Origin of the sequence: Rhodococcus sp. 21391 (genome assembly GCF_016772255.1) — a bacterium.
In the GTDB taxonomy this organism is placed as follows: domain Bacteria; phylum Actinomycetota; class Actinomycetes; order Mycobacteriales; family Mycobacteriaceae; genus Rhodococcus_F; species Rhodococcus_F opacus.
Genome location: NZ_CP063781.1, coordinates 1,036,263 through 1,061,498, shown reverse-complemented (window position 1 = coordinate 1,061,498; position 25,236 = coordinate 1,036,263). Strand labels below are relative to the sequence as shown.

Sequence of the window (25,236 nt, the reverse complement as noted above, 5' to 3'; positions counted from 1 at the left end):
CCGCCACCGTAGCGGGTCAGCCCCGCCGGTACAGGCTCGCGATGTCGTCGGCGAAGCGCTCGGTCACCACGCGACGCTTGATCTTCAGGGTGGCGGTCAATTCCCCGTCGGCCTCCGTGAGGTCGCGGCCTAGGACGACGAACCGTTTGATCGACTCCGTGTGCGACACGGTGGTGTTTGCGTCGTCCACCGCGTCCTGCAGATCCCCGCGCAGCTCCTCGTCGTCGCGGAGGTCCGCGACCGCGGCGTCGGACGGCTTGCCGTGCGCGGACTTCCACTTGTCGAATTCCTGCGGATCGACGGTCAGCAGGGCACCGACGAACGGGCGGCCGTCCCCCACCACCACGGCCTGCGAGACGAGGGTGTGCGAGCGCAGCCGGTCTTCGAGGGGTCCCGGCGACACATTCTTGCCGCCTGCGGTGATCAGCAGATCCTTCTTGCGGCCGGTGATGGTGAGGTAGCCCTCGTCGTCCAGGTCGCCGAGGTCGCCGGTGCGGAACCAGCCGTCGTCCAGCACTTCCCGGGTGGCGTGTTCGTTGCGCCAGTAGCCGCCGAACACGACGCCGCCGCGCAGTTCGATCTCACCGTCCTCGGCGATGCGCACACTGTTGCCGCTCAGGGGCTGACCGACCGTCCCGATCTTCTGGACACCGGGGACGTTCACGCAGTGCGCGGCAGTCGATTCGGTGAGACCGTAGCCCTCGTAGACCGGAACTCCCATGCCGCGGAAGAAATGACCGAGCCTCGGCATGAGCGCCCCGCCACCCGAGATCGCCCACCAGCAGTCGCCGCCCAGGGCGGCACGGAGTTTCGCGTAGACGAGCTTGTCGGCGAGCGCACGCTCGAGCCGGAGCCGCAGCGACGGACCACCCGCGTCCTGGGCCTCGCTGTACGCCACCGCCGTGGCCTCGGCGAAGTCGAAGATCCGTTTCTGCAGGCCGCCCGCCGACGACGCCTTGCGCGCCGCACCGTCCCGCACCTTCTCGAACACGCGGGGAACACCGAGAATGGTGTTGGGCCGGAACCGTTCGAATTCGCCCGTGACCGTGCCGAAGTCGGACCAGTGCGCCTGAATCGCGCCGGCCTCGAACATCGCCAGCGACACCGCGCGCGCCAGCACGTGTGCCAGTGGAAGAAACGTCAGGACCCGGTTGCCCGGCCGGGCGACGTCACCGATCGGTGCCGCGAGCAACGCCCGCACCTCCGACAGGAAGTTCCGGTGGGTGAGGATGCAGCCCTTGGGACGGCCCGTGGTCCCGGACGTGTACACGAGCGAGGCGAGATCGTTGGCGGTCAGCGCCACCACGCGTTTGAACACCTCGGAATCGTCGATCGACAATCCGTCCCTGATGAGCGTGCCCACCGCGTCCTCGTCGATGGTGAGGATCCGCTTCAGCGTGTAGGGGATGCCGTCGCCCGCGAAACTCGACGCGTGGGCCGGCGTCTCCACGAGCGCGGCGACGGCCCCCGAATCCTCGATGATCCACCGGATCTGGTCGTGTGAGGACGAGTCGTAGATCGGAACGGACGCGGCGCCCGCCGCCCAGATCGCGTAGTCGAGCAGCGACCATTCGAATCTCGTCGACGACAGCAGTGCCACGCGGTCGCCGGGCTGGACACCGTTTGCGATCAAACCCTTCGCGACCCCGACGACGAGCGCGCCGAAGTCCTTGGCCGTCACGTCGACCCATCCGCCGGACTCCGGGCGGGTGTACATCACCCGATCCGGATGGCTCTCTGCGTGCGCGAACACCCTCAGCACGGCGTTCTCGTGGTCGGAGACGGTGAACGTCGGGGCGCTGGTGTACTCACGCACGGGTGTCGTCTCCGATGCTGTCACGGTCTGTGTCGCCGCCCTGGCGGAATTTCCGGAGGTGCCGGGCGAACGCGGCGATTTCGCCGTCCGACCACGAGGCGACCCGGTCGCGTACTTCCTCAACGCGGCGTGCGTCGGCGCCGGCCAGCACCGCGACCCCGCCGTCGGTGAGGCTCAGCGGGTGACCGCTGCGGAGCGGTCCCGGCTCGGCGTGCACCCACCCCTCGTCGATGCAGCCCCGGAGTTGACGCGACACGGTGGAGCGGTGCACGCCGAATGCGTCCGAGATCTGGGTGGCCCGGCATCCCGGGTTGCGGGCGACGAAGGAGAGCAGCGAATGTTGAGCGAACGTCGGGGATCCGACGGGAGGGCGGTCACCGGCAACCAGTTGACGGACGAGGCGGACGAGTTCGTCATGGACGGCCACCACGCCCGATGCGGGCGTTTCCTCCGGCTCGACCTCGTTGTGTTGCACACCGCAACTGTATCCGACCACTCTGGCCTCGACCACCCGCACCTCGATTCCGGTTGTCGTTTGCTCGACTCACGTTCTGCCCATACTGCTATCGATGCTCCGGAAATTCATTCGGCCGGAGACGTCACACGGTCACAATTGGAGAACGCTTTCCGTCCACCGCTACCGGCCGGACAACGGGCGCCGTCAGAAATCCGTTGCGGGCGCGGGCCCGTCGATGCACTCTGTCCGCATGCTGATCAGACGCGAGAATCCGGGCGACATCGACGCGGTGGCGGCGGTGCACCGGCAGGCGTTCGACGGTGACGCTCCCCTCGAGGTCGGCCTCGTGACCCGGTTGCGCTCGAGCCACGCGTGGGTTCCGCAGCTGTCCCTCGTCGCCGAAGTGGCGGGGTCCGTCGCCGGTCATGTGTGCCTGACCCGCGCGACAGTCGACTCCACGGACGTACTCGCGCTCGGCCCGATCGGCGTGCTCCCCGGCCTCCAGCGCGACGGCGTGGGTTCGGCACTGATGCACGCCGCGCTCGGCGGCGCCGACGCCAGGGACGAACCCCTGGTGGCACTGCTCGGTCACCTCGACTACTACCCGCGGTTCGGCTTCGTCTCCGGAACGTCGGTCGGGATCGAGCCGGACCAGCCCTCGTGGTCGTCCCACTTCCAGGTTCGCCTGCTCGCTCGCTGGGATCCGAGCATGTCCGGCACGTTCAGGTACGCCGCGCCCTTCTACGACCTGTGAGCTCGTATCCGCTGGTAGTTTGAGGTGGCACGTGTCATGGGGGTGAGCGGGAACCGAGGTAGGAAACGATGGAGCACGCGGCCGAGGGCGCCGGAACAGCCGGGCCTGTGGATGCGTCCGTCACGACGACCATCGTCCGCCGGGTCCTTCCCGGCTGCGACGAGGAATTCGCCGATTGGATCCAGACCGGACTCGGGCTCGCCCGGCTGTTTCCCGGATTCCTCGGCGGAGGATGGCTCAAGGAGAGCAGCACCTCGGATGTCTGCGTGATCGTGCTGAAGTTCGAAACCCAAGCCGCGCTGGACAACTGGTTGACGTCTTCACTGCGGAACGGGTGGCTGAGGACCGGCGGGAACATCGCGGTCGAGGAACCGGACGAGCCGGCGTCGGACGTGGAGAGCCTGTTCGAACGCCCTCGCCGCCGGACTGCCGACGGCCGCGATCAGGCGGACTCGCCCGGGATCTGCGCACCGGACGGCATCCCCTCTCCCAAATAGGTCTGGTAGAACGGCCGCCAGTCCGCGGACGCATCTCCACGGTGACCGGGCGCGTCGGACCCGTCGAGGTGCCGGTCGAGGTCGGCGAGGCAGACACTCCACCCGGCGGCGTTCCTGGCCGCAGTGTTGCGGACCTCGAGAACGTTGACGAGCGTCAGGGCGCACCCGTCCGCGGTCGGCTCGACCTCGAAGTGGATCTCGTCCCCGCCCCACGTGAACGCGAGCGTGCACGGGGCGCCGTAGACGAGGACCGTCCCCGTCTCCGGGTCGCTGTGCGGTTCCGGAAAAAACTCGATGTCGCCACCGGCGTAGGTGTCGAGGCGGACCCGTGACGGAAACCACTGTGCAAGCTCGTCCGGCTCGGACACCGCCTCCCACAGCCTCTGGACGGGAAACGGGTACGTGCACCGGAACCGCACGGCGGGACGACCCTTGAACTCGAAATACCTTCCGTGGATCACCGGCCCACTCCCTCGCTGTCGTACCTGACGACAGCTTGACACGGGAGACCGACGTCTACACCGAAGTTGGGCCACAATTCCGGCCACCCTCCTCCCTTCCTGTCGGACAACTCCCCTACGGTGACGGAGTGACGTCGCCTTGGTCGGAGGGACAGGTCGCATCGGTCGCGCCCGATGCCGGCTCGCTCGCTGCCGCAGGAAAGCTGTCGGCCGCGTGGTCGGAGACGGGCAGCAACGGCGGCGCGCTCTGGGGACTGTGCCAGGGCAGCGGCAAGAGCCCCTATCGATCGGTCGTCGACCTGTCCGGGCCGGCGTACAACTGCTCGTGCCCGAGCCGGAAATTTCCCTGCAAACACACGCTCGGCCTGCTGCTGATCTGGTCGCGGGGCCGGGTCCCGGAGCAGTCCGAACCGCCCCCGTTCGCGGCGGAATGGCTCAGCCGCAGGGCCGGGCGGGCAGCCGCTCCGGCGGCTCCGGCCACCAAGACGGCCGGTGTGAAGGCCACCGAACGCCGGGCCGAGCGGGTGACGGCGGGCCTCGACGAACTCGACCTGTGGCTCACCGACCAGATCCGCGGCGGGCTCGGCGCAGCCGACATCTCGGCATCCGCGTTCGACGCCATCGCGGCCCGGATGGTCGACGCCCAGGCGCCCGGCGTCGCGTCCGCCCTGCGTCGCCTGCCGATCGTCGTGGCCACTCGAGCAGACTGGCCGGACCGGTTGCTCCGCGAGTACGCCAGGCTGCACCTTCTCGTCGTCGCCCATCGCCGCCTGAGCGAACTACCGGAACCCCTGCAGGCGTCGGTGCGCGCGCACGTGGGATACCCGGTGGCCACCGACAGCGTGCGCAGCGAGCCGGGAGTCCGCGACCGGTGGATGGTCCTGGGAATGCAGACCACCGAGGAGAAGCGCCTCTTCACCCGCAAGGTGTGGTTGATCGGCCGCGACCACGGTCGCCGCGCGATCCTCCTCGACTTCGCACACGGCTCCGCGAACTTCTCCACAGTGGTCCCGCCGCTTGGATCGCTCGTCGACGCCACCCTGCACTTCTACCCCGGCGCCGCACCGCTGCGCGCCCAGTTCGGCGACGCCCACGAAACCCCCGAACCGTTCACCACCGTCGCACCGAGCGACATCGACACCGCTCTCGACCACTTCGCCGCCGCGGTCGGAGCCGACCCGTGGGTCCGCTCGTGGCCGGCTCTGCTCACCGGCGTCACCCCGGCATTCGACGACGGACACTGGTTCGTCGTCGACGCGCAGGGGCGCGCGTTGCCGCTGTCCGGCGAAGACCCGGTCCTGTGGCGGCTCCTCGGAATGTCCGGCGGCCGTCCCGTCACCGTGTTCGGTGAGTGGAACAGCGAATCGCTGGTTCCCGTGTCCGTGTTCGATCGCGGCGACGTGTACCCACTCGGGGCCGGTACACCCTCGGCCGTGGGGAGTCGGCGATGAGCGAACTCCTGTCCGCAGCCCTGCTCGGCACGGCACGGACCGTCCCGTCGTTCGAGGATCTGGCCACCGGTGAACTGGCACACTCGGTCAGCGGCGATCCGGCGGAGACTCTGCTGGGCGCCGCCGCCCTCGAGAACGCCTACCGCGACGGCGGGGTCGCCGCCTCCGCGCGCGTGCTGCCCGCACCCGCCGAGGACGATCCGAGGCTGCAGTTGCCACCCGCGTCCGCGTCGCATCTGATGCAGTTGCTCGCGGCCAAGTCGTGGACGCTCACCGAGTGGTTCGCGGTCGTGGCCGAGCGGGATTACCGCGCGCCGGATCATCTCGTCGCCGACCTGATGACCTCGGCCCGCACCAACGACACCCACCGCGAGAGCATTCTCCGACTGGTGGGTTCCCGCGGCCAGTGGCTCGCCGCGCAGAACCCGGACTGGTCGATGCTGGTCCGCCGGTCCGATCGCACCGACGTGTGGACACACGGCGCACACCAGGAACGACTGCAATGGCTCACGACCATGCGAGCGGTGAACCCGGCGATCGCGATGGCCGAATTGAGCCGCACCTGGGATTCCGAACGGGGCGAGCACCGGGCGGCGTTCATCGCCGTTCTGGGAACGGGGCTGAGTGACGCCGACTCCGCCTTGCTCGAGCACGCACTCGACGACCGGCGGAAAGAGGTGCGCCAGCAGGCGGTCCAGTTGCTGCGGCAGCTGCCGAACTCCGCATACGCCGGGCGAATGGCCGCTCGCGCCCGGGCATGGGTGCGGGTGGAGAAGAAGCCGCTGCGTACCCGTCTCGTGGTGAACATGCCCGGTTCCCTGGACGATTCGGCCCGTCGCGACGGCATCGAGGACGTCCACTTCAAGAACAAGGGAATCCGCAGCTGGTGGTTGCGGATGGTGGTCACCGCAGCCCCCTTGTCGGTGTGGGAAGGCATGATCGGCTCCGCCTCCACCGCGTTGGAGATCCGGATCGAAGACCAGTGGCGGGAGGTGATGATGGAGGCGTGGACCACCGCCACTGTGCTGCAACGCAATCCGCGCTGGGCGTCGGCTCTGCTGCACCGCGAAGGGCGGAAGACCGAACGTCGCGTCGTACCGATCGTCCCCGCCCGCGAACGCCTCGCATACATCCTGTCGGGTCGCGCCGACTCCTACCTGCTGGGCGTCGACGGCGCCGCACTGTTCGACGGTCTGCCCCACCCCTGGCCGCTCGACCTGGCCGAGCGGGTGATCGCTCGCCTCGAGGACGTCGCCGGGCGGCACGCCGACACCGGCAAGGACCTCGGGCAGTTTTCCCGGCACAGCCACTACTCGACCCTCCGCAGCGCCGAGACGCACTTCCCGTTCGCTGCGGCGCCGCTTCTCCGAACGGCCGCCGAACGCACCCGTGATCCCGGCTGGCACCAGGCATTCGCCACTGTCGCCACCAACATCGACCACCGCAGAACAGTCCTGAAGGAGCTCGAGTGACCGAGATCGCGGCCGCCCAGGCCGACCTGCTACGACCCCACGCCGAGCAGGCCTACGCCGACGAACTCGCCGCCCTCGCCGCGCACGACACCCGGCCCCGGCCACCGTCGTGGAAATTGTCTCCGTGGGCGGTCGTGACGTACCTGCTCGGCGGCGAACTCGACGACGGCACCGTCATCACCCCCAAGTACGTCGGTCCCCGCCGGCTCATCGAAGTGGCCGTCGCGACGCTCGCGACCGATCGCGCGTTGCTCCTGCTCGGTGTCCCCGGAACCGCCAAGACGTGGGTGTCCGAACACCTGTCGGCGGCGGTCTCCGGCGAGTCGACCCTGCTCGTCCAGGGAACGTCGGGGACACCGGAGGAGGCCATCCGGTACGGCTGGAACTACGCGAGGCTTCTCGCCGAGGGCCCGACAGCGGGCGCGCTCGTTCCGTCCCCCGTCATGACGGCCATGCAGGGCGGGCGGATCGCACGGGTCGAAGAGCTCACCCGCATTCCCGCCGATGTGCAGGATGCACTCATCACCGTGCTGTCGGAGAAGACGCTGCCCATCCCCGAACTGGGCACCGAGGTGCAGGCCGCCAAGGGTTTCAACCTGATCGCCACCGCGAACGACCGCGACCGCGGGGTCAACGAACTGTCCTCCGCGTTGCGCAGGCGGTTCAACACGGTGGTCCTGCCCCTGCCCGCCAACGAGGAGGACGAGGTCGCCATCGTCGCTCGGCGCGTCGAGCAACTCGGGTCCTCGCTGGAACTGCCGGAAATCCCGGCGACCGTCGACGAGATCCGGCGCGTGGTCACCGTGTTCCGCGAACTCCGGTCGGGCGTCACCGGCGACGGCCGCACCAAACTGAAGTCGCCGTCCGGAACGCTGTCGACGGCGGAGGCGATCTCGGTCGTCACCAACGGACTCGCCCTCGCGGCGCACTTCGGCGACGGGGTGCTCCGTCCGTCCGACGTCGCCGCCGGCATCCTCGGGTCGGTGCTGAAGGACCCGGTGGCCGACAAGGTGGTGTGGACCGAATACCTCGAGGCCGTGGTCCGCGAACGGGAGGACTGGGCCGACTTCTACCGGGCGTGCCGCGAGGTCACCGGGTGAACTCCGACGTCCGTGTCTTCGGCATCCGCCACCACGGGCCCGGTTCGGCACGATCGGTGCGTCGCGCGCTCGACGAATTCGTCCCCGACGCCGTCCTCATCGAAGGGCCCGCGGACGCCGATCCGCTGGTCACGTTGACCGCCTCCGACACCATGGAACCTCCGGTGGCCCTGCTCGCGTATGCCACCGGGGAGCCCAGGACGGCGGCATTCTGGCCGTTCGCCGTGTTCTCCCCGGAGTGGCAGGCGCTGTCGTGGGCGGCCGGGCGCGGTGTCGACGTCCGCTTCTGCGACCTTCCGGCCGCCAACACCCTCGCCGCCGACGACTCCGACCCCCGTTCCGAGGATCCGCTGACCCAGTTGGCCGCCGCGGCGGGCTACGACGACACCGAACGCTGGTGGGACGCCGTCATCGAATCAGGTTCGAGCCCCGACTCGTTCGACGCGATCACCGAGGCCATGACCGCGCTGCGGGACACCGTCGAACTCGACGAACCCACCAGCAGGCGCGAGGCGTACATGCGCCAGACGCTGCGGAAGGTGATCAAGGGCGGCGCCCAGCGGATCGCGGTGGTGTGCGGCGCCTGGCACGCCCCGGCACTCGCCGGACCTCTCGGACCGGCCACCGCGGACGCGCGAATCCTCAAGGGAATCCCCAAGATCAAGACCTCGCTGACGTGGGTGCCGTGGACGCACTCACGACTGTCCGCGGCGTCGGGGTACGGCGCCGGGATCACGTCCCCCGGCTGGTATCACCACCTGTTCACCGCACCGGACCGCACGATCACCCGATGGCTCACCAAGGTCGCGCGGGTGCTGCGGGACGAGGACCTTCCGGTATCGAGTGCGCATGTCATCGAATCCGTCCGTCTCGCAGACACGTTGGCAGCGATGCGTGCGCGGCCGCTGGCCGGTCTCTCCGAGGTCACCGAGGCCACCCGCGCCGTGATGTGCGACGGCGACGACGTCCTGCTCGACCTCATCACACGGCGACTCGTCGTCGGCGAGGCCCTCGGCGCCGTCCCGGACGACACCCCGACGGTTCCCCTCGACGCCGACCTGCGGGCGCGGGCGAAGACCCTGCGGCTCAAGCAGCAGGCCACCGAGAAGACCATCGACCTCGACCTGCGCCGAGACAACGACGTCGCGCGGTCCCGGCTCCTGCACCGCCTGCAGATCCTCGGTGTCGGCTGGGGCACCCCGGCCGACAGCGACGTCCGCGGCACCGGCACGTTCCGCGAGACGTGGTCCCTCACCTGGAAACCCGAACTGGCGGTCTCGATCATCGAGGCGTCGCTGTGGGGCACCACCGTCGAGGCCGCGGCGACAGCGAAGGTGCGCGAGGAGGCCTCGTCCGGTGACGTCTCCCTCGCCCGGCTCACCGGGCTGCTCGAGCAGGCCCTGCTGTCGGATCTCGGAGATGCGCTGGCCGAGTTGCTGCGCGCGCTGGAGACCGCGGCCACGCTCGACCACGACGTGATGCACCTGATGGATGCCCTGCCCGCGCTCACCCGCACGCTGCGATACGGCGACGTCCGCGGCACCGACGTCTCGTCCCTCACCCGCGTCACCGACAGCCTGCTCGTCCGCATCTGCGCGGGACTGCCCTCGGCGCTGTCGGGTCTGGACGACGACAGCGCACTCGACCTGCGCCGCGCCGTCGACGACGTCCATGCGGCGGTGATGCTGCGCGACGACGATCGTGCGTCGACGCGGTGGCTCGGCACGCTCGCCGGCCTCGTCGACCGCAGCGACGTGAACGGCCTCGTGATCGGACGCATGGTCCGATTGCTCCGCGACGCAGGCACCGTCAGCGAAACCGAGTCCGCCACCCGACTGTCGCGGGCGCTGTCCGTCGGCGCCGATCCCTCCGCCAAGGCGGGGTGGGTGGACGGCTTCCTCGGCGGCGGAGGTCTGCTGCTGGTCCACGACCGGCAGCTGCTGCGACTGCTCGACGGCTGGGTGTCGGGACTGCGCGAGCAGGACTTCGTCGACGTGCTGCCATTGCTGCGGCGCACGTTCGGCGGCTTCGAAACCGGGGAACGCCGGGCGATCGGGCAGTCCGTGGAGGGCGGGTCCACGGAAGATGCCCGCGCCGAGATCGACGCTCGTCGGGGCACGATCGCGGTCCGGACCGTCGCGGACATTCTGGGGGTGACATCGTGACCGAAGATGCGGAGCGGCTCCGACGGTGGCGGCTGCTGCTCGGCAACGCCGCCGAGGAGTCCACCGGCGGTCTCGCGTCCAAGACGGACACCGCGATGGACGGCGCTCTGGCCGCCCTGTACGACACCAGCAGCGAAGGGTCGAAGAGCCGCCGTCGCGGCGCGGGTCTCGGCGGATCGGCGCCGAAGGTCGCCCGCTGGCTCGGCGACATCCGTACCTACTTCCCGAGCACCGTCGTGCAGGTGATGCAGAAGGACGCCATCGACCGACTCGGCCTCACCCAGCTGCTCCTCGAACCCGAACTGCTCGACGCCGTCGAACCGGACGTCCACCTCGTCGGCACGCTGCTGAGCCTGAACCGGGTGATGCCCGAGACCAGCAAGGCAACCGCCCGGATGGTCGTCGAGAAAGTGGTCCGGGAGGTGGAGGAACGGATCGCGCAGAAGACCAGGACCGCCGTCACCGGTGCCCTGAACCGGTCGGCCCGCATCACCAACCCCAAGTACCGCGACATCGACTGGAATCGCACCATCCGCGCCAACCTCGCGCACTACCTGCCCGAATACAAGACGGTGGTGCCGGAGCGACTGCTCGGATACGGCCGCCGATCGCAGGCCGTGCACCGCGACGTAGTCCTCGCCATCGACCAGTCCGGGTCGATGGCGTCGAGCGTCGTGTATGCGTCCGTGTTCGGCGCGGTGCTCGCCTCGATGCGGGCGCTGAAGACGTCGCTGGTCGTGTTCGACACGGCGGTCGTCGACCTCACCGACAAGCTGTCCGATCCGGTCGACGTGCTGTTCGGCACGCAACTCGGCGGCGGCACCGACATCAACCGGGCCATCGCCTACAGCCAGTCACTGATCGACAGGCCGACGGAATCGCTGTTCGTGCTGATCTCGGACCTGTACGAGGGCGGGATCCGCGCGGAGATGCTGCGGCGGATGGCGGCGATGAAGAACGCAGGCGTCCAGGTGGTTGTTCTGCTGGCACTGTCCGACGACGGCGCCCCGTCGTTCGATCACGACAATGCGGCGGCCCTGGGTGGGCTCGGCATTCCCGCGTTCGCCTGCACACCGGACAAGTTCCCGGAACTGCTGGCGCTCGCACTGGAACGCGGCGATATCGGCAGGTGGGCCGACAGTCTCCAGACGGAATGACCGGGAGTCAGCCGGCAGCCATCCGGCGGTCGCTGTGCAGTTCGGGGTGCGCGTCGGCGCGGATCCTGAGCAGGACCAGTCCGGAGACCGAGGCGACGATCAGCGATGCGACCGTCCAGGGAACGTGCAGTTCGGAGATCCCGACTCCCGCACCGACGAGTCCCACGAAAAGCAGGCTCCACATGATCGCTTTGACTGGACCGGACCCCATAGCAATGCTCCTTCACCGAGATTACGTACATCCCCCGTGAGTTCTGGTGTGCGCGCAGAACGTTAGCCGCGTCACACTGGGGTCCCTGTGCGACACGTCGAAAACGCTCTTTCCGATACCAATCCGAGACCTGGACCCGTGAGTACTTATTAACCGCGGGCGGTTAATAAGTACTCACGGGGGCGGCTAGATGATGCTGACGGTCCCCTGGGTGGTCGCCGACGCGAGCACCCGCAGGTGGTCGTCGGACCCGCCGAGGGTGTGCTCGATGGCCGTCAGCCGGCTCACGTAGTGTCCGACCGGATACTCGGCCGTCATGCCGATGCCGCCGTGCATCTGGATCGCTTCCTGCCCGATCGTGCGGGCGGAGCGGCCGATCTGCAGCTTGGCGCGCGAGGCGACCACCGGATCGACGGTTCCGTCGGCCAGCGACATCGTCGCGTAGAGACTCATGCTGCGAGCCAGTTCCAGCAGCACGTACATGTCGGCCGCACGGTGCGTGAGCGTCTGGAACTTCGCGATCGGGACACCGAACTGCTTGCGGGTCTTCAGGTACTCGGTGGTCAGCCGCAGCGCCTCCTCCATCGCGCCGACGGCCTCCGCGCACAGCGCCGCCTGCGCCCGGATCTGCGCACTCTCGATCGCCGACGACGCGTCGCCGCCCTCACCGAGGGGCTCCGCCGGGGTGTCCGACAGTTCCACCTGCGCGGCCCGCAGTCCATCGTGGGTCGCGTAGGCTGTGCGGGTCAGGCCGCTGGCGCCGGCGTCGACGAGGAACAGTCCGACCCCACCGTCCGGGAGTGCCGCCGTGACGACCAGTGTGTTCGCGCTACCGCCGTGCGGAACAGGGTTCTTGGTACCGGTGAGGGTCCACGCGTCGCCGTCTTTCTTCGCGGACGTGGACACCTGGGTCGACGGCCAGCGCACACCTGGTTCCCGATCCGCGAAGGCCAGCAGGAGGTTGCCCTCCGACACGTCGGGCAGAATCCGGCGGCGCTGCTCCGTGCTGCCTGCCGCGGCGATCAGGCCGCCGGGGACGAGCACGGCGTCGAGGACGGGTTCGGGCGCGAGGCGGCGGCCGATCTCGGTCATCACCGATGCGACCTCGACCGGTCCGGCGCCCATTCCGCCGTCTTCCTCGTCGAAGCTCAGGCCCAGCAGTCCCACCTCGGCGAGTTGCTTCCACACCTGCGGGCTCCACCCCTGCTCGGTGTCGGTGACGGCGTTGCGCTTCTCCGCGTCGTAGCTGCGGCCCAGCAGTTCACGCGTGGTGTCGCGCAGCAGTTTCTGTTCGTCGGTCAGTTCGAAGTCCATGTCACGCCCTCACAATCCGAGGATCGAGGAGGCGATGATGCTGCGCTGCACTTCGCTCGATCCGCTGTAGATGGAAACCTTGCGGTAGTTCAGATACGTCGGAGTCGTCCGCTGCGCCCAGAGCGGCGAGGAGATGCCGTCACCTGCGGCGAAGGGCAGGGAGTCGGGTCCCGCGACGTCGGTGAGCAGTTCGAGGGTGGCCTGCTGCAGTTCGGACCCGCGCAGCTTCAGCAGCGACGACGCCGGGTTCGGCTTGCCGTCCGCCGAACTGGCCACCACCCGCAGCTGGGTGAGTTCGAGCGCGATGATCTCGTTCTCCAACTCGGCGATCCGGGCGGCGAACAGCGGATCGTCGAGCAGCGTCCCCTCGCCGACCGAGATCTCGGCTGCGCGTTCCTTCGCCTGCGCGAGACGGACTTTGGAGAATCCCAGCCGGGTCACACCGGTGCGCTCGTTGCCGAGCAGGAACTTGGCGTAGCTCCAGCCCTGGTTCTCCTCGCCCACGAGGTTCTCGGCCGGCACGCGCACGTCCTCGAAGAAGATCTCGTTGACCTCGTAGCCGCCGTCGATCAACTTGATCGGGCGCACCGTGACGCCGGGCGTCTTCATGTCGACGAGGATGAACGAGATACCGGCCTGCCTCTTGGGGGCGTCCGGGTTGGTGCGAGCGAGGACGAAGATCCAGTCGGCGTGCTGCGCCAGCGTGGTCCACGTCTTCTGGCCGTTGATCACGTAGTCGTCGCCGTCGCGGACGGCGCGGGTCTTCAGCGACGCGAGATCGGAGCCGGCCTCGGGTTCGGAGAAACCCTGGCACCACCAGATGTCGAGGTTGGCGGTCGGGGGAAGGAACTTCTCCTTCTGCTCCTGCGAACCGAAGGCCGCGATGACCGGGCCGACCATGCTGGTGTTGAACGCGAGCGGCTCGGGCACCGACGCGAACTGCAGTTCGTCGAGCCAGATGTGCTTCTGCACCGGCGTCCAGTCGCGGCCGCCCCACTCGACCGGCCAGTGCGGCGTCGCGAGACCGTTGGCGTTCAGAATCCGCTGGGACTCGATGAACCCTTCCTTCCCCACTTCTTCTCCACGCGCATACCGCTCGCGGATCTCCGCCGGAATCTGCGTGGTGAAGAACGTTCGCATCTCGTCGCGGAACGCCAGCTCCTCGTCGGTCAAGGCCAGATTCATCGGAATTCCTTCGCACTCGAGGTCGGATTCATGTTCTGGTCCCGACGTTACTCCCTCGTGCGGCTCACAGGTCAGGCGGTGCGGAGGACGAGCAGGTACGCACCACCGGCGGCATCGATCTGCGTCTCGACGTTCAGTTCCGGTGCGAGACGGGACAACCTGTCGAGCAACCACGCCGCCGCGTCCTCGGCGTCCGATTTGCCCGGGCACCGCGCCACCGCCACCCGGCCACCCTTGCGGCCGAGCTGTTCGACCACACCGATGATCGGAGCGGGATCGACGACGAACAACCGGTCGGGCCACGGCACGACCGGTTTGACGGCGCCCTTCTTGGTGTTGCACGCACGGTGAGCGAGGCGTTCGACGCCGCCCTTCGCCTTGGCCTTCTTCGCGGTGACGACGCTGTCGATACTGGGGCCGCGCGGATCGTTGACCGACATGTCGGGATCCACCGGTTCGTCACACAGCCAGCAGCGCCACGACTCGCGGACGCCGACCTCTCGAAGAGTACTCATGGGCGCCAACGCTACCCGTGCGGCTAGACCGGATCGAAGCCGGAAATCAGCCAGTTCTCGCCGGACTTGGTCAGCTCGACGTTGATGCTCGTCGCCGTCACCGCCGGTTCCGGTTTCGCCGCACTGGTGGTGGTCTGGTTGACGAACAAAAGCACGGTCGCGGTGTCGGCCGCCACCTCGACCGGACCGGACGCGGCCACCGTCGCCTGGGTGGCCACCTGGTTCTCCTTGGCCGCGGGGACGACGACGTCCGTCGTGAACTGGGTGTAGTAGTCGAGGAACTCCCCCGTCAGGCGTTCCTTTGCGGCGCCGACGTCGTTCTCCACCGTGTCCGGCTCGTACGACAGCAGGGCGATCGCGCCCTGCGAAGCGGTGTCGGTGACGGCGGCGCGGACGGTGTCGTCGACGCGCTGGTCGGGCCGGTAGAGCGTGAAGTACAGAACCCCCGCCAGCACGGCCGCGACCGCGGTGAGCGCGCCCAGGATCAGGAGGAGTCTGCGCGACTTCGGCGATGCGTCGGTACTCACTGCACGAACCCTGCCTTCACGATCTTGTATGTGCCGTCCTCGAGTTGCATCGTCACGCGCATTCTCTGACCGCGTGGCTCCTCGGCAGCGCCGCCCGCGTTGGACACCTTCTGCGCGACCGCCACGAGCACGTCTGCGGAGTCGCCGTTCTGCGTCTCGATCGCAGCCTGGCGCACCTCCCCCTGGGACTTGACCTTGGCCTCCTGCATGACCGCGATCAGGTCTGCGGACCGGGCTTCGAATTCGTCGCGGAACTCTCCGGCCGAGCCGTCGAGCACCTTCTGCACGTCCTCGTCGGCCCGCTCGAAGTCCATCGTCGTCAGATCGACGACGCCCTGGCGCGCTGCATCGAGGATCTCGGATCTCTGCTGCGCCTCCTGCTCCGCCTGCCGGTGCGTGTAGCCGAAGTAGCCGCTGACCGCGACGAACGCGAGCGCGAGGACGGCCAGAATTACCACACTCGCGGTGACGGCCGGCGTCCGGGCCTGGGGAGCGGCGTCCTCACCGGTGCGCTCTTCCGCCATGGAGTTCCTTTCGTCGTGCCCCGCCTCTGTTACCTGCATCACGTCAGATGCTACCGGGTAGTCATATCAAATATTTTTTGGTGTCATTCGTCGGCAGATCCGCGGGTGCAAAGGCGCGTGGGAGACCCCGCGTACGGTCGGTGATCATTACTGTTGAGGAGAAGGCAGGCGACTCGAAGGGGATCCACGATGACCAGCGATTCAGGCGCACGCAGCCGCGTGCAGTTCGGTGCCGGGGCGACGCCGGAACTCGTCAGTTCCGAGGGACGGACCATCATCGCGGACGCAGTGGTTGCCAAGATCGCCGGTATCGCCACCCGTGAGATCAACGGCGTCTACGACGTCGGCGGCGGCACCGCACGCGCTGTCGGCGCTCTCCGCGATCGGATCCCCGGCGCCCGCGTCAACCACGCCCAGGGCGTCGCCGTCGAAGTCGGCGAGAAGCAGGCCGCCATCGACATCGGCATCGTCGCGGAATACGGCGTCGCACTGCACGAACTCGCGGTCGGCATCCGGCGCAACGTCATCGCGGCCGTCGAGCGCATGACCGGGCTCGAAGTGACCGAAGTGAACATCACCGTCTTCGACGTCATGCTGTTCGACGAATCCGAGGCCGCGTCCGAGCTCGACGGCAAACCGAGGGTGCAGTGACCGGACCACTTCCACCGGACACCCACGCCGAGGACATCTCCGAACGCATCGTCGCTGCCGTCCTCGCAACCCCCGGGGTGGCAGCGATGCACGGCGGCGCGTTCGGTGAAGTCGCGACCTACCTGCCCGGACGCCGGGTGACCGGGGTGACCGTCGGCCCCACGTCCTGTGCCGTCCACCTCGCGGCGCGCTACCCCGCCAACGTCGTCGACACCGCCGAAAGAGTGCGGGCCGCAGTGGAATCGCTGGTGGACGTCCCCGTCGACGTGACCATCGAAGATCTCCTGACAGAGACAGGACAAGCTCAATGAACAGCACAATCACAGGCCTGATCGTCGGGTTACTTCTCGCCATCGCCGGCATCCTCGGTGGTTTCAGCGGATTCGTCTTCGCCGTCCTCCTCGGCGCGCTGGGCATGGCCGTCGGCGCGCACCGCGACGGCCACCTCGATCTCGGCGCCATCCTCCGAAGCCGCGGCCGTGGCTGAACCCTTCACCGCACCCCCCGCCGGTCCCCACGACGACGCGGCGCTCGACGACACCGCCCTGCGCGGCGAACTGGTCATCAAGGAGCGCGCCGTCGTGAAGATCGCCGTCGCCGCGGCGCTTCAGGTACCCGGCGTCGTCAAGCAGTCCGGTGGGCTGTCTCGCCTGACGGGTCGGGAACTGCCCCGAGCCGACGTCTCGACGGGAGCGGGCGCCGTCGCGATCAACCTGTACATCGCGGTGCAATGGCCGTGTCACCTCGACCTCGTCAACCGCCGGCTCCGCGCGCAGGTGCACCGTCAGGTCGAACAGATGACGGGGATGCCGGTCATCGAACTCAACATCGTGGTCGTCGGAACGGAATCCGCAGCCCCCGAAGACAGTTCGACCGAGAGCCGCTACTCCGAACAAGGCGACCCGGCCGTGCCGCCCGCCCCGGTGGCACCCATCCGGCCACGCACGCCTCGTGCGACCCCGGCCGCCGTGCCCGCCGCAATCATCGTCGCCGTCGGGGCCCTCGGTCTCGCGATCGTTGCGGCGCGTGAGCTGCTCATCATGCGCGGCACCTTCGCCAACGCGCCCTGGATCCGCAACACCGTGCAATGGCTGGGCCGGCTGCACTGGTCCGAGTGGATCGTCCCCGCCGCGGCGGGCGCGATCGTCCTGGGGGTCGTGTTCATCGTCGCGGCCCTCAAACCGCGGCCGCGCACCCACCTGCCGCTCGCCGTAGGTGACACCCCGATCGTCTGGCTGCGCCCCACGGACCTCGCTCGCAATTCCAGTAGCCACGCCAAGACCGTCCCCGGGGTGCTGTCGGCGCACACGACGGTCGACCGCAAGCACGTCACCGTCCGCGTGGTGCGCACCGAATCGACACCCGCCGGCGACGTGGCCATCTCCGTCCGCGAGGCGGTGGAACCGACGCTGTCGCTGCTCGGCACGTCCCCCGAACTCCGAGTGCAGGTGAAGCCGTGAGACATCGGACCGCCGCCGTCAACCGGCTCATCGTCCTGATCGTCGGGCTCGCGCTTCTCGGGTTCGGCGCCTACGCCATGGCCTGGGACCTCCAGGTTCCGATCGTCCGCGAATGGGTGTCGCGGTACGACCGCGAGCGTGTCACCGCACTCCCCGACCAGGACTGGTGGGGCTGGGCGCTCGCCGCCACGGTCGTCGTCGGACTGGTCTTCGGGATCGTGCTCCTCGCCCTGGACCTCACCCGCCGACGCACGTCCCCCGTCGCCGTACCTGATCGCGAATCGGGCACCTACGTGACTGTCGACCTCGGCTCCCTCGCCAACGGGGTCGCCAGTGAACTCGCCCAGTACCCCGGAGTCCGGCAGACACGCGCTCGCGCCGTCATCGAACGCGGCCTCCCCACCCTGTCGATCGTCGTGACCGCCGACCCCACCCTCGACATCTACGACTTCACGCGCAAATCCGAGGACGTCGCGTCGTGGGTCGCATCGACCCTCGGTGGTGAAGAGGTCGCCACCCAGGTCCTGCTCCACCTCGACCGCGCCGACCACCCGGTCCACGTCGAAAGCTGACGCGGGGCGTTCCGGTCTCGGTAGGTTCGATGCCATGGAGTACGTGGTGTTCTATGCGACCGATCCGACCACCGCCGCCCGGATCCCGGAGATCTACCCCCGGCACCGGGAGTACCTCGACGCGTTCGCCGCGGAAGGTGGGCTCCTCGGTATCGGACCGTTCGACGACCCGGCGAGCAACGGATCGATGGCGATCTTCAGCAGCCGCGAGCGAGCAGAACAGTTCATCGCCCGCGACCCGTTCGTCCTCGAAGGCATCGCGCAACCCGGCGACATCCGAGAATGGGATGCGTTGAACTACCGCTGAAGTCCGTACCCCGAAAACGCCAATGGCGCCCACCCTCCGGGGTGGGCGCCATTGGCGTTGGTGGAGCTAGATCACTTGTTGATCTTCGTGACCTTGCCGGCGCCGACGGTACGGCCGCCTTCGCGGATCGCGAAGCGCAGGCCCTCGTCCATGGCGACGGGCTGGATCAGCTTGACGGACATCTCGGTGTTGTCACCGGGCATGACCATCTCGGTACCCTCGGGCAGCGTCACAACACCCGTCACGTCCGTGGTACGGAAGTAGAACTGCGGACGGTAGTTGTTGAAGAACGGCGTGTGGCGGCCGCCCTCGTCCTTGGACAGGATGTACGCCTGGCCCTCGAACTCGGTGTGCGGGGTGGTGGTGCCGGGCTTGACGACAACCTGTCCACGCTCGACATCTTCGCGCTTGATACCACGAACCAGCAGACCGACGTTGTCACCGGCCTGGCCCGAGTCGAGGAGCTTGCGGAACATCTCGATACCCGTGACCGTGGTCTTGGTCTTGGTTTCCTTGATGCCGACGATCTCGACGTCCTCGTTGACGTTGATCACGCCACGCTCGATACGACCGGTGACGACGGTGCCACGACCGGTGATCGTGAAGACGTCCTCGACGGGCATGAGGAAGGGCTTCTCGGTCTCGCGGACCGGGTCCGGGATGGACTCGTCGACCGCAGCCATGAGCTCGAGGATGTTCTTGGTCCACTCCGGGTCGCCCTCGAGCGCCTTGAGTGCGGAGACCTTGACAACCGGAGCGTCCTCGTCGAACTCCTGCGCAGCGAGGAGCTCACGGACCTCCATCTCGACGAGCTCGATGATCTCGTCGTCGTCCACCATGTCGGCCTTGTTCAGGGCGACGAGGATGTACGGCACGCCGACCTGGCGGGCGAGCAGCACGTGCTCACGCGTCTGGGGCATCGGGCCGTCGGTGGCCGCGACCACGAGGATGGCGCCGTCCATCTGCGCCGCACCGGTGATCATGTTCTTGATGTAGTCGGCGTGACCGGGAGCATCGACGTGCGCGTAGTGGCGCTTCTCGGTCTGGTACTCAACATGCGAGATGTTGATCGTGATACCGCGAGCCTTCTCCTCAGGAGCCTTGTCGATCTCGTCGAAGGCCGAAGCCTCGTTGAGATCCGGGTACGCGTCGTGCAGAACCTTGGTGATGGCCGCGGTCAGCGTGGTCTTGCCGTGGTCGACGTGACCGATGGTGCCGATGTTCACGTGCGGCTTCGTCCGCTCGAACTTCGCCTTCGCCACTGTGTGTCCTCCTGGACTGATTGATGCTTGCGGTATGCAGCAGTGCGGTTGTTATTACTGGGTCGTGCTTCGGCCGGCTGGAACCGAGGTTACTCGCCGGTCGCCTTGGCGATGATTTCCTTCGAGACGTTCGCGGGAACCTCTGCGTAGGAATCGAACACCATGGAGAAGTTCGCCCGGCCCTGGGTCTTCGACCGCAGATCACCGATGTAACCAAACATCTCCGAGAGCGGAACCAGCGCCTTCACGACACGGGCACCACTGCGTTCCTCCATGGCCTGGATCTGGCCACGGCGGGAGTTCAGGTCGCCGATCACATCACCCATGTACTCCTCGGGTGTGGTGACCTCGACAGCCATGAGCGGCTCGAGAATGACCGGGCCGGCCTTGCGGGCGGCTTCCTTCAGCGCCTGCGAACCGGCAACCTTGAAGGCCATTTCCGACGAGTCGACGTCGTGGTATGCACCGTCGAGCAGCGACAGCTTCAGGTTCACCAGCGGGTAGCCGGCAAGAACGCCGTACTGCATCGCGTCCTGCGCGCCTGCATCCACGGAAGGGATGTACTCGCGAGGGATGCGGCCGCCGGAGACCTTGTTCTCGAACTCGTAGGTGGCACCGTCTTCGCCGACGAACGGCTCCAGCGCGATGATCACCTTGGCGAACTGGCCCGATCCACCCGTCTGCTTCTTGTGGGTGTAGTCGTGCTTCTCGACCTTCTTGGTGATGGTCTCGCGGTAGGCAACCTGCGGCTTGCCGACGTTGGCCTCGACCTTGAACTCGCGACGCATACGGTCGACGAGGATGTCGAGGTGGAGCTCGCCCATGCCGCCGATGACGGTCTGGCCGGTCTCCTCGTCGAGCTCGACGGAGAACGTCGGGTCCTCTTCGGCGAGCTTCTGGATCGCGGTGCCCAGCTTCTCCTGGTCGGACTTGGTCTTGGGCTCGATCGAGACCTGGATGACCGGGTCCGGGAAACTCATGGACTCGAGCACGATCGGCGCGTCCTGTGCACACAGGGTGTCACCGGTCGTCGTGTCCTTCAGACCGATCATCGCGTAGATGTGGCCGGCCACGGCCTCGTCGACCGGGTTCTCCTTGTTGGCGTGCATCTGGAAGAGCTTTCCGATGCGCTCCTTCTTGCCCTTGGTCGCGTTCATGACCTGGGCGCCCGGATCGATCCGGCCGGAGTACACGCGGACGAACGTCAGCTTGCCGAAGAACGGGTGCGAAGCGATCTTGAAGGCCAGAGCCGAGAACGGCTCTTCCTTGCTCGGCTTACGCGTGAGGATCTCTTCTTCGTTGCCCAGGGCGTGACCCTGAACCTCGCCGATGTCCAGCGGGTTCGGCAGGTAGTCGATGACCGCGTCGAGCATGGGCTGAACGCCCTTGTTCTTGAACGCGGAACCACACAGCACCGGGTACAGCTCGGAGTTGACCGTCATCTTGCGGATGGCGCCCTTGATCTCCTCGACGGAGAGCTCCTCGCCGGCGAAGTACTTCTCCATGAGCTTCTCGTCGGACTCGGCGACCGTCTCGAGCAGCTTCTCGCGGTACTCGGCAGCCTTGTCGGCGAGATCGGCCGGGATCTCCTCGATGGTGGGCTCGGCGCCGATGGCGACCGTGCCACGCCAGGTGACAGCCTTCATCTCGACCAGGTCGACGACGCCGTCGAAGTCGTCCTCGGCGCCGATCGGCAGCTGCAGGACGAGCGGCTTCGCGCCGAGGCGGTCGATGATGGTCTGGACCGTGAAGTAGAAGTCCGCGCCCATCTTGTCCATCTTGTTGACGAAACAGATGCGCGGAACGTCGTACTTGGCGGCCTGACGCCACACCTGCTCCGACTGGGGCTCGACGCCCTCTTTGCCGTCGAACACTGCGACGGCGCCGTCGAGCACGCGGAGCGAACGCTCCACCTCGACGGTGAAGTCGACGTGGCCCGGCGTGTCGATGATGTTGATCTGGTTGTTGTTCCAGAAGCAGGTCACCGCGGCAGAGGTGATCGTGATGCCGCGTTCCTTCTCCTGTTCCATCCAGTCCGTGGTCGAGGCACCGTCGTGCGTCTCACCGATCTTGTAGTTGACACCGGTGTAGAACAGGATGCGCTCGGTGGTCGTGGTCTTGCCGGCATCGATGTGCGCCATGATGCCGATGTTGCGGACCTTGTTCAGGTCGGTCAGCACTTCCTGTGCCACAGGATTCTTCCCCGCTCGTAGCTCGTGTATCGGGTGTCGGCCTCCCCGGTGTTCCACCAGCGGGGCCATTGTCTCGAGTTGTAGATCAGCCGGTCCCCGGTAGGGGCCCGACGTGCGACGACGCCGGAGCAGTCACGGTAGGTGACTGCTCCGACGTGACGTCACCAGCGGTAGTGGGCGAATGCCTTGTTGGCTTCGGCCATCTTGTGAGTGTCCTCACGGCGCTTCACAGCGGCACCCAAGCCGTTGCTGGCATCGAGGAGCTCGTTGGCGAGACGCTCGACCATGGTCTTCTCGCGGCGCTGCCGGGAGAAGGTCACGAGCCAGCGGAGCGCGAGGGTGGTGGAGCGGCCCGGACGGACCTCGACCGGCACCTGGTAGGTGGCGCCACCGACACGGCGGCTGCGGACCTCGAGGGCAGGCTTGACGTTGTCCAGTGCGCGCTTGAGGGTGACGACCGGATCGGTGCCGGTCTTCTCGCGCGCCTGCTCGAGTGCTTCGTAGACGATGCGCTCGGCGGTGGACTTCTTGCCGTCCAGGAGAATCTTGTTGACGAGCTGCGTCACCAGGGGCGAACCGTAGACCGGGTCGTTGATGAGCGGACGCTTCGGAGCGGGGCCCTTACGTGGCATTAGCTCTTCTCCTTCTTGGCGCCGTAGCGGCTGCGGGCCTGCTTGCGGCCCTTGACACCCTGGGTGTCGAGCGAGCCACGGATGATCTTGTAGCGCACACCGGGGAGGTCCTTCACACGACCACCGCGGACGAGCACCATCGAGTGCTCCTGCAGGTTGTGACCCTCGCCCGGGATGTAAGCGGTGACCTCGACGGAGCTGGTCAAGCGCACACGCGCGACCTTACGGAGCGCCGAGTTCGGCTTCTTCGGGGTGGTGGTGTACACGCGGGTGCACACGCCACGACGCTGCGGGCTGCCCTTGAGGGCTGCCGTCTTGACCTTCGCGGTCTTGTCGCGGCGGCCCTTGCGGACCAGCTGGTTGATGGTTGGCATTTACCGGCTTTCTTCGTGTTGAACAGACTGCTCTGGACAAGCAACCTTGGCTGTTCTGAAATTAGGGATCTAGCAGTTGGGGCAAGAGAGCTGCTGCCCCTCACCCGCACCTCGAGCTGCACCCGAGGTCGGGTGTGTCGCATACCCCCACACAGGCAGCCGGATGCTCGTTCCATGCAGAAATCTGCACGAACGCGCGCACGGCAATACCTCGCTAGGCACACAGATCGGCCCGGGCATGCCGGACACGACCCACAACGATACCCGGCGGCGCGCCGGAAGGTCAAAGTGGGCTGGCAGTGGTAAGGGCTGACCTGCGATGTGGGGTACTGCTCGGAGCTGTCGGTACGGACACGGGCACATCAACTACTCAGATTGAGCGTCAGATCCGCAAGCGTCGATGCCGCTTCACACGGGTCTGCCGCCCCCGTCTGGAACTGTACCCACCAGCCGACGACGCCCGCGGAGGGTGATCCGACCGTCACTCCGCACGCCCCCGGATCGCCGGGGGGACGCATCACGACGGCCTTGCGCCCCTGGATGGTGAAGGACTCCACCGTGTAGCCGAGCTTCTCGCCGGTCGACTTCTCCGTGTCGAGAGAACCCGTCTCGAACCAGTTGAACGTCACCTTCACGGGACCGTTGGCGCCGACCGCGTCCCAGCGGCAGATCGCGCCGAAGAAGCCCCGTTCGATGGCGTCGGCGCCGACGGTCTGGGCGATCTGTTCGTCGGCGACGGCGTTGCACTCCTCCAGCAAGGCCGTGAACTGTTCGGTGTCACCGGACGATGACGCCCCTTCAGCCCTGGGTGAGCCCTCGATCGTCGACCCGCACCCCGCGATCAGCCCGACCGCGGTGGCCGCGGCCAGCACCCGAACCGCACGCCACGTCCCGCCGTTCATCACTCCCCCGCTCATTTGGCCCTCGACACGCTGAGTTCGGCGAGATCGCGCGCCACCGTGCACGGGTCCGCCGCGGGTTGCGCGTCCGCGTACATCACCGACCAGTGGACGAAGTCGCCCCCGAACTCCACGCCGAGTTCACACAGAATTCCTTCGGACGATGCGATGAATCCGGGGTGCCCCTGGATGTCGATGTCGGTGGCCGGCCTGCCGATCAGCTCGGAACCTGCCCGCTCGCGGCCGATGGGACTGCCGCGGTACCAGGAGAACGTCACGCTGGGACCGCCTATTCCTGCGGTTTCCCACTCGCAGCCGACGGAATTTCGCGTCACGCCGGTGAAGGGGGGCATCCCGAACGCCGTCGCGACCTCGTCGTCGGTGACCGAACCGCACTGACCGAAGAACGGGCCCGGATCGGTCACCTGCGGGAGTTGCTGCGCGGCAGGCTCGGTACCGGAATCGTCTCCGTCTCCCCCGCAGCCGGCCAGACCGGCGGCGACGGTGATCAGGACGAGCGCTCCCCATTTCCGGCCCATGGTCGGTGACTCTACCGATCCCCGCGCTCTTTGCCCGGTCAGTCGAGAACGGCCGCGTCCAGCCTCCGCGGCTGTACCGACTGACCGCTCGGCGGCTGTGCCGACTGACCGCTCGGCGGCTGTGCCGACTGACCGCTCAGCGGCTGTCCGGACGGTAACGCCGCATCCAGCTGCGCCGCCCACTGCCGCACGATCTCCGCTCGTCGTTTGGAGTCGTCCGTGAGCACGTCGGCCAGGCCTAGTCCGCGGGCGAGATCCAGGGTGGCCTGGACGAGCCGGTGCGCCACCGGATCGGCGTCGTCGAATCCGAAGTGTTCGACGGCGGTGCGGTGCGCGACCCGCCCGAACCGTTCCTCGAGCGGCACGATCCGGGCCCGGAGTTCGGGGTCGGCGGCCGCGGCCGTCCAGACCTGCAGCGCCGCCTTGAACAGGGTGCCCGTGTAGTAGTCGACGAGCCGCGACACCACGGCCTCGGTGCGCCCCTCCCCGGTCGGCAGGTCGGTGGCCTCGCGCCGGGCCTGCTCCATCCGGGCATCGAACATGACCTCGAGCGCTGCGGTGATGAGATCCTCGCGGGTGGGGAAGTGGTGCTGGGTCGCGCCGCGGGACACCCCGGCGCGCTGGGCGACGAGGCTCACCGTGGTGGCACCCCAGCCCAGCTCGGCGAGGCAGTCGATGGTGACCTCGAGGAGGTGCCCGCGCGTGACCCGGCTACGGTCCTGCTTCGGTTCGCGGGTCATGT

General features: G+C 67.7%; 29 protein-coding genes. 13 read left to right on the top strand and 16 right to left on the bottom strand.

Annotated elements, in window-relative coordinates; all coding sequences use genetic code 11:
• Positions 1–16 precede the first annotated feature (16 nt).
• Together GO592_RS05050 and GO592_RS05045 are read right to left on the bottom strand one after the other, a co-directional pair.
• The gene (locus GO592_RS05050; RefSeq protein WP_007298025.1) at positions 17–1,816 is read right to left on the bottom strand and encodes an AMP-dependent synthetase/ligase; all 1,800 of its coding nucleotides are present in this window, start codon (positions 1,814–1,816) and stop codon (positions 17–19) included.
• Positions 1,809–2,333 carry a MarR family winged helix-turn-helix transcriptional regulator gene (locus GO592_RS05045; RefSeq protein WP_007298026.1) on the bottom strand — a complete coding sequence of 175 codons (525 nt, stop codon included), beginning with the start codon at positions 2,331–2,333 and terminating at the stop codon, positions 1,809–1,811. Before GO592_RS05045 ends, GO592_RS05050 begins: the two co-directional genes overlap by 8 nt.
• Positions 2,334–2,523: 190 nt before the next feature.
• On the opposite strand from GO592_RS05045, the gene GO592_RS05040 reads away from it, so the two are divergent.
• Positions 2,524–3,027, top strand: coding sequence for a GNAT family N-acetyltransferase (locus GO592_RS05040; RefSeq protein ID WP_007298027.1), 504 nt, complete (start codon positions 2,524–2,526; stop codon positions 3,025–3,027).
• Between the two features lie 68 nt (positions 3,028–3,095).
• The gene (locus GO592_RS05035) at positions 3,096–3,524 is read left to right on the top strand and encodes an antibiotic biosynthesis monooxygenase (protein WP_005564878.1); all 429 of its coding nucleotides are present in this window, start codon (positions 3,096–3,098) and stop codon (positions 3,522–3,524) included.
• Here the strand turns inward: GO592_RS05035 and GO592_RS05030 are convergent.
• Positions 3,470–3,985, bottom strand: coding sequence for an SRPBCC family protein (locus GO592_RS05030; protein ID WP_005564877.1), 516 nt, complete (start codon positions 3,983–3,985; stop codon positions 3,470–3,472). The genes GO592_RS05035 and GO592_RS05030 overlap by 55 nt on opposite strands.
• Positions 3,986–4,113: 128 nt before the next feature.
• On the opposite strand from GO592_RS05030, the gene GO592_RS05025 reads away from it, so the two are divergent.
• From GO592_RS05025 to GO592_RS05005, 5 genes are read left to right on the top strand one after another with little or no spacing between them, the layout of a single operon-like run.
• A complete protein-coding gene (locus GO592_RS05025) occupies positions 4,114–5,436 on the top strand; it encodes an SWIM zinc finger family protein (protein WP_007298028.1) in 1,323 nt (440 codons plus the stop codon).
• Positions 5,433–6,908, top strand: coding sequence for a DUF5691 domain-containing protein (locus GO592_RS05020; RefSeq protein ID WP_007298029.1), 1,476 nt, complete (start codon positions 5,433–5,435; stop codon positions 6,906–6,908). The genes GO592_RS05025 and GO592_RS05020 overlap by 4 nt, the downstream gene beginning before the upstream one ends.
• Positions 6,905–8,008 carry an ATP-binding protein gene (locus tag GO592_RS05015; RefSeq protein ID WP_007298030.1) on the top strand — a complete coding sequence of 368 codons (1,104 nt, stop codon included), beginning with the start codon at positions 6,905–6,907 and terminating at the stop codon, positions 8,006–8,008. Before GO592_RS05020 ends, GO592_RS05015 begins: the two co-directional genes overlap by 4 nt.
• Complete coding sequence (locus GO592_RS05010; protein WP_193385481.1) at positions 8,005–10,173, top strand: DUF5682 family protein; 2,169 nt, start codon at positions 8,005–8,007, stop codon at positions 10,171–10,173. The genes GO592_RS05015 and GO592_RS05010 overlap by 4 nt, the downstream gene beginning before the upstream one ends.
• Positions 10,170–11,330, top strand: coding sequence for a VWA domain-containing protein (locus tag GO592_RS05005; protein ID WP_007298032.1), 1,161 nt, complete (start codon positions 10,170–10,172; stop codon positions 11,328–11,330). The genes GO592_RS05010 and GO592_RS05005 overlap by 4 nt, the downstream gene beginning before the upstream one ends.
• 7 nt (positions 11,331–11,337) lie before the next feature.
• Here GO592_RS05005 and GO592_RS05000 read toward each other — a convergent pair whose 3' ends face one another.
• The 6 genes from GO592_RS05000 to GO592_RS04975 all read right to left on the bottom strand — a co-directional run bounded on the left by GO592_RS05000 (position 11,338) and on the right by GO592_RS04975 (position 15,606).
• Positions 11,338–11,541 carry a hypothetical protein gene (locus tag GO592_RS05000; protein ID WP_005252231.1) on the bottom strand — a complete coding sequence of 68 codons (204 nt, stop codon included), beginning with the start codon at positions 11,539–11,541 and terminating at the stop codon, positions 11,338–11,340.
• Positions 11,542–11,727: 186 nt separating this feature from the next.
• A complete protein-coding gene (locus GO592_RS04995; protein ID WP_007298033.1) occupies positions 11,728–12,855 on the bottom strand; it encodes an acyl-CoA dehydrogenase family protein in 1,128 nt (375 codons plus the stop codon).
• Between the two features lie 9 nt (positions 12,856–12,864).
• Positions 12,865–14,040, bottom strand: a complete 1,176-nt coding sequence (locus tag GO592_RS04990; RefSeq protein ID WP_007298034.1) for an acyl-CoA dehydrogenase family protein — start codon at positions 14,038–14,040, stop codon at positions 12,865–12,867.
• Between the two features lie 71 nt (positions 14,041–14,111).
• Positions 14,112–14,555, bottom strand: coding sequence for a hypothetical protein (locus GO592_RS04985; RefSeq protein ID WP_039951595.1), 444 nt, complete (start codon positions 14,553–14,555; stop codon positions 14,112–14,114).
• 23 nt (positions 14,556–14,578) lie between these two features.
• Positions 14,579–15,082 (bottom strand): hypothetical protein, encoded by a 504-nt coding sequence (locus GO592_RS04980; protein ID WP_007298035.1) that lies wholly within the window; start codon positions 15,080–15,082, stop codon positions 14,579–14,581.
• The gene (locus GO592_RS04975; RefSeq protein WP_007298036.1) at positions 15,079–15,606 is read right to left on the bottom strand and encodes a hypothetical protein; all 528 of its coding nucleotides are present in this window, start codon (positions 15,604–15,606) and stop codon (positions 15,079–15,081) included. The genes GO592_RS04980 and GO592_RS04975 overlap by 4 nt, the downstream gene beginning before the upstream one ends.
• Positions 15,607–15,795: 189 nt before the next feature.
• Here GO592_RS04975 and GO592_RS04970 point away from each other — a divergent pair, with 189 nt between their 5' ends.
• From GO592_RS04970 to GO592_RS04945, 6 genes are read left to right on the top strand one after another with little or no spacing between them, the layout of a single operon-like run.
• Positions 15,796–16,257 carry an Asp23/Gls24 family envelope stress response protein gene (locus tag GO592_RS04970; protein WP_005252221.1) on the top strand — a complete coding sequence of 154 codons (462 nt, stop codon included), beginning with the start codon at positions 15,796–15,798 and terminating at the stop codon, positions 16,255–16,257.
• On the top strand, positions 16,254–16,568 hold the full coding sequence (locus GO592_RS04965) for an Asp23/Gls24 family envelope stress response protein (RefSeq protein WP_005252220.1): 315 nt from the start codon (positions 16,254–16,256) through the stop codon (positions 16,566–16,568). Before GO592_RS04970 ends, GO592_RS04965 begins: the two co-directional genes overlap by 4 nt.
• Positions 16,565–16,744, top strand: coding sequence for a hypothetical protein (locus tag GO592_RS04960; protein WP_005252219.1), 180 nt, complete (start codon positions 16,565–16,567; stop codon positions 16,742–16,744). The genes GO592_RS04965 and GO592_RS04960 overlap by 4 nt, the downstream gene beginning before the upstream one ends.
• Positions 16,737–17,717, top strand: a complete 981-nt coding sequence (locus GO592_RS04955) for a DUF6286 domain-containing Asp23/Gls24 family envelope stress response protein (RefSeq protein ID WP_007298037.1) — start codon at positions 16,737–16,739, stop codon at positions 17,715–17,717. The genes GO592_RS04960 and GO592_RS04955 overlap by 8 nt, the downstream gene beginning before the upstream one ends.
• On the top strand, positions 17,714–18,289 hold the full coding sequence (locus GO592_RS04950; RefSeq protein WP_007298038.1) for a hypothetical protein: 576 nt from the start codon (positions 17,714–17,716) through the stop codon (positions 18,287–18,289). Before GO592_RS04955 ends, GO592_RS04950 begins: the two co-directional genes overlap by 4 nt.
• 34 nt (positions 18,290–18,323) lie before the next feature.
• Positions 18,324–18,596, top strand: a complete 273-nt coding sequence (locus GO592_RS04945; RefSeq protein ID WP_007298039.1) for a YciI family protein — start codon at positions 18,324–18,326, stop codon at positions 18,594–18,596.
• 71 nt (positions 18,597–18,667) lie between these two features.
• On the opposite strand, the gene tuf is transcribed toward GO592_RS04945, so the two are convergent.
• The 7 genes from tuf to GO592_RS04910 form a co-directional block, all read right to left on the bottom strand.
• On the bottom strand, positions 18,668–19,858 hold the full coding sequence (gene tuf, locus GO592_RS04940; RefSeq protein WP_005252203.1) for an elongation factor Tu: 1,191 nt from the start codon (positions 19,856–19,858) through the stop codon (positions 18,668–18,670).
• An 89-nt stretch (positions 19,859–19,947) separates the two neighbouring features.
• On the bottom strand, positions 19,948–22,050 hold the full coding sequence (gene fusA, locus GO592_RS04935) for an elongation factor G (RefSeq protein WP_005258137.1): 2,103 nt from the start codon (positions 22,048–22,050) through the stop codon (positions 19,948–19,950).
• Between the two features lie 161 nt (positions 22,051–22,211).
• Positions 22,212–22,682: a 30S ribosomal protein S7 gene (gene rpsG, locus GO592_RS04930; RefSeq protein WP_005252199.1), complete on the bottom strand. Its 471-nt coding sequence runs from the start codon at positions 22,680–22,682 to the stop codon at positions 22,212–22,214.
• On the bottom strand, positions 22,682–23,056 hold the full coding sequence (rpsL, locus tag GO592_RS04925; RefSeq protein ID WP_005252198.1) for a 30S ribosomal protein S12: 375 nt from the start codon (positions 23,054–23,056) through the stop codon (positions 22,682–22,684). Before rpsL ends, rpsG begins: the two co-directional genes overlap by 1 nt.
• Positions 23,057–23,418: 362 nt before the next feature.
• Entirely contained in the window at positions 23,419–23,958 is a 540-nt protein-coding gene (locus tag GO592_RS04920) for a DUF3558 domain-containing protein (RefSeq protein WP_007298040.1), read from the bottom strand.
• Positions 23,959–23,969: 11 nt separating this feature from the next.
• Positions 23,970–24,494, bottom strand: coding sequence for a DUF3558 domain-containing protein (locus GO592_RS04915; protein WP_007298041.1), 525 nt, complete (start codon positions 24,492–24,494; stop codon positions 23,970–23,972).
• Positions 24,495–24,532: 38 nt separating this feature from the next.
• The gene (locus GO592_RS04910) at positions 24,533–25,234 is read right to left on the bottom strand and encodes a TetR/AcrR family transcriptional regulator (RefSeq protein WP_007298042.1); all 702 of its coding nucleotides are present in this window, start codon (positions 25,232–25,234) and stop codon (positions 24,533–24,535) included.
• Between the last annotated feature and the right edge of the window lie 2 nt (positions 25,235–25,236).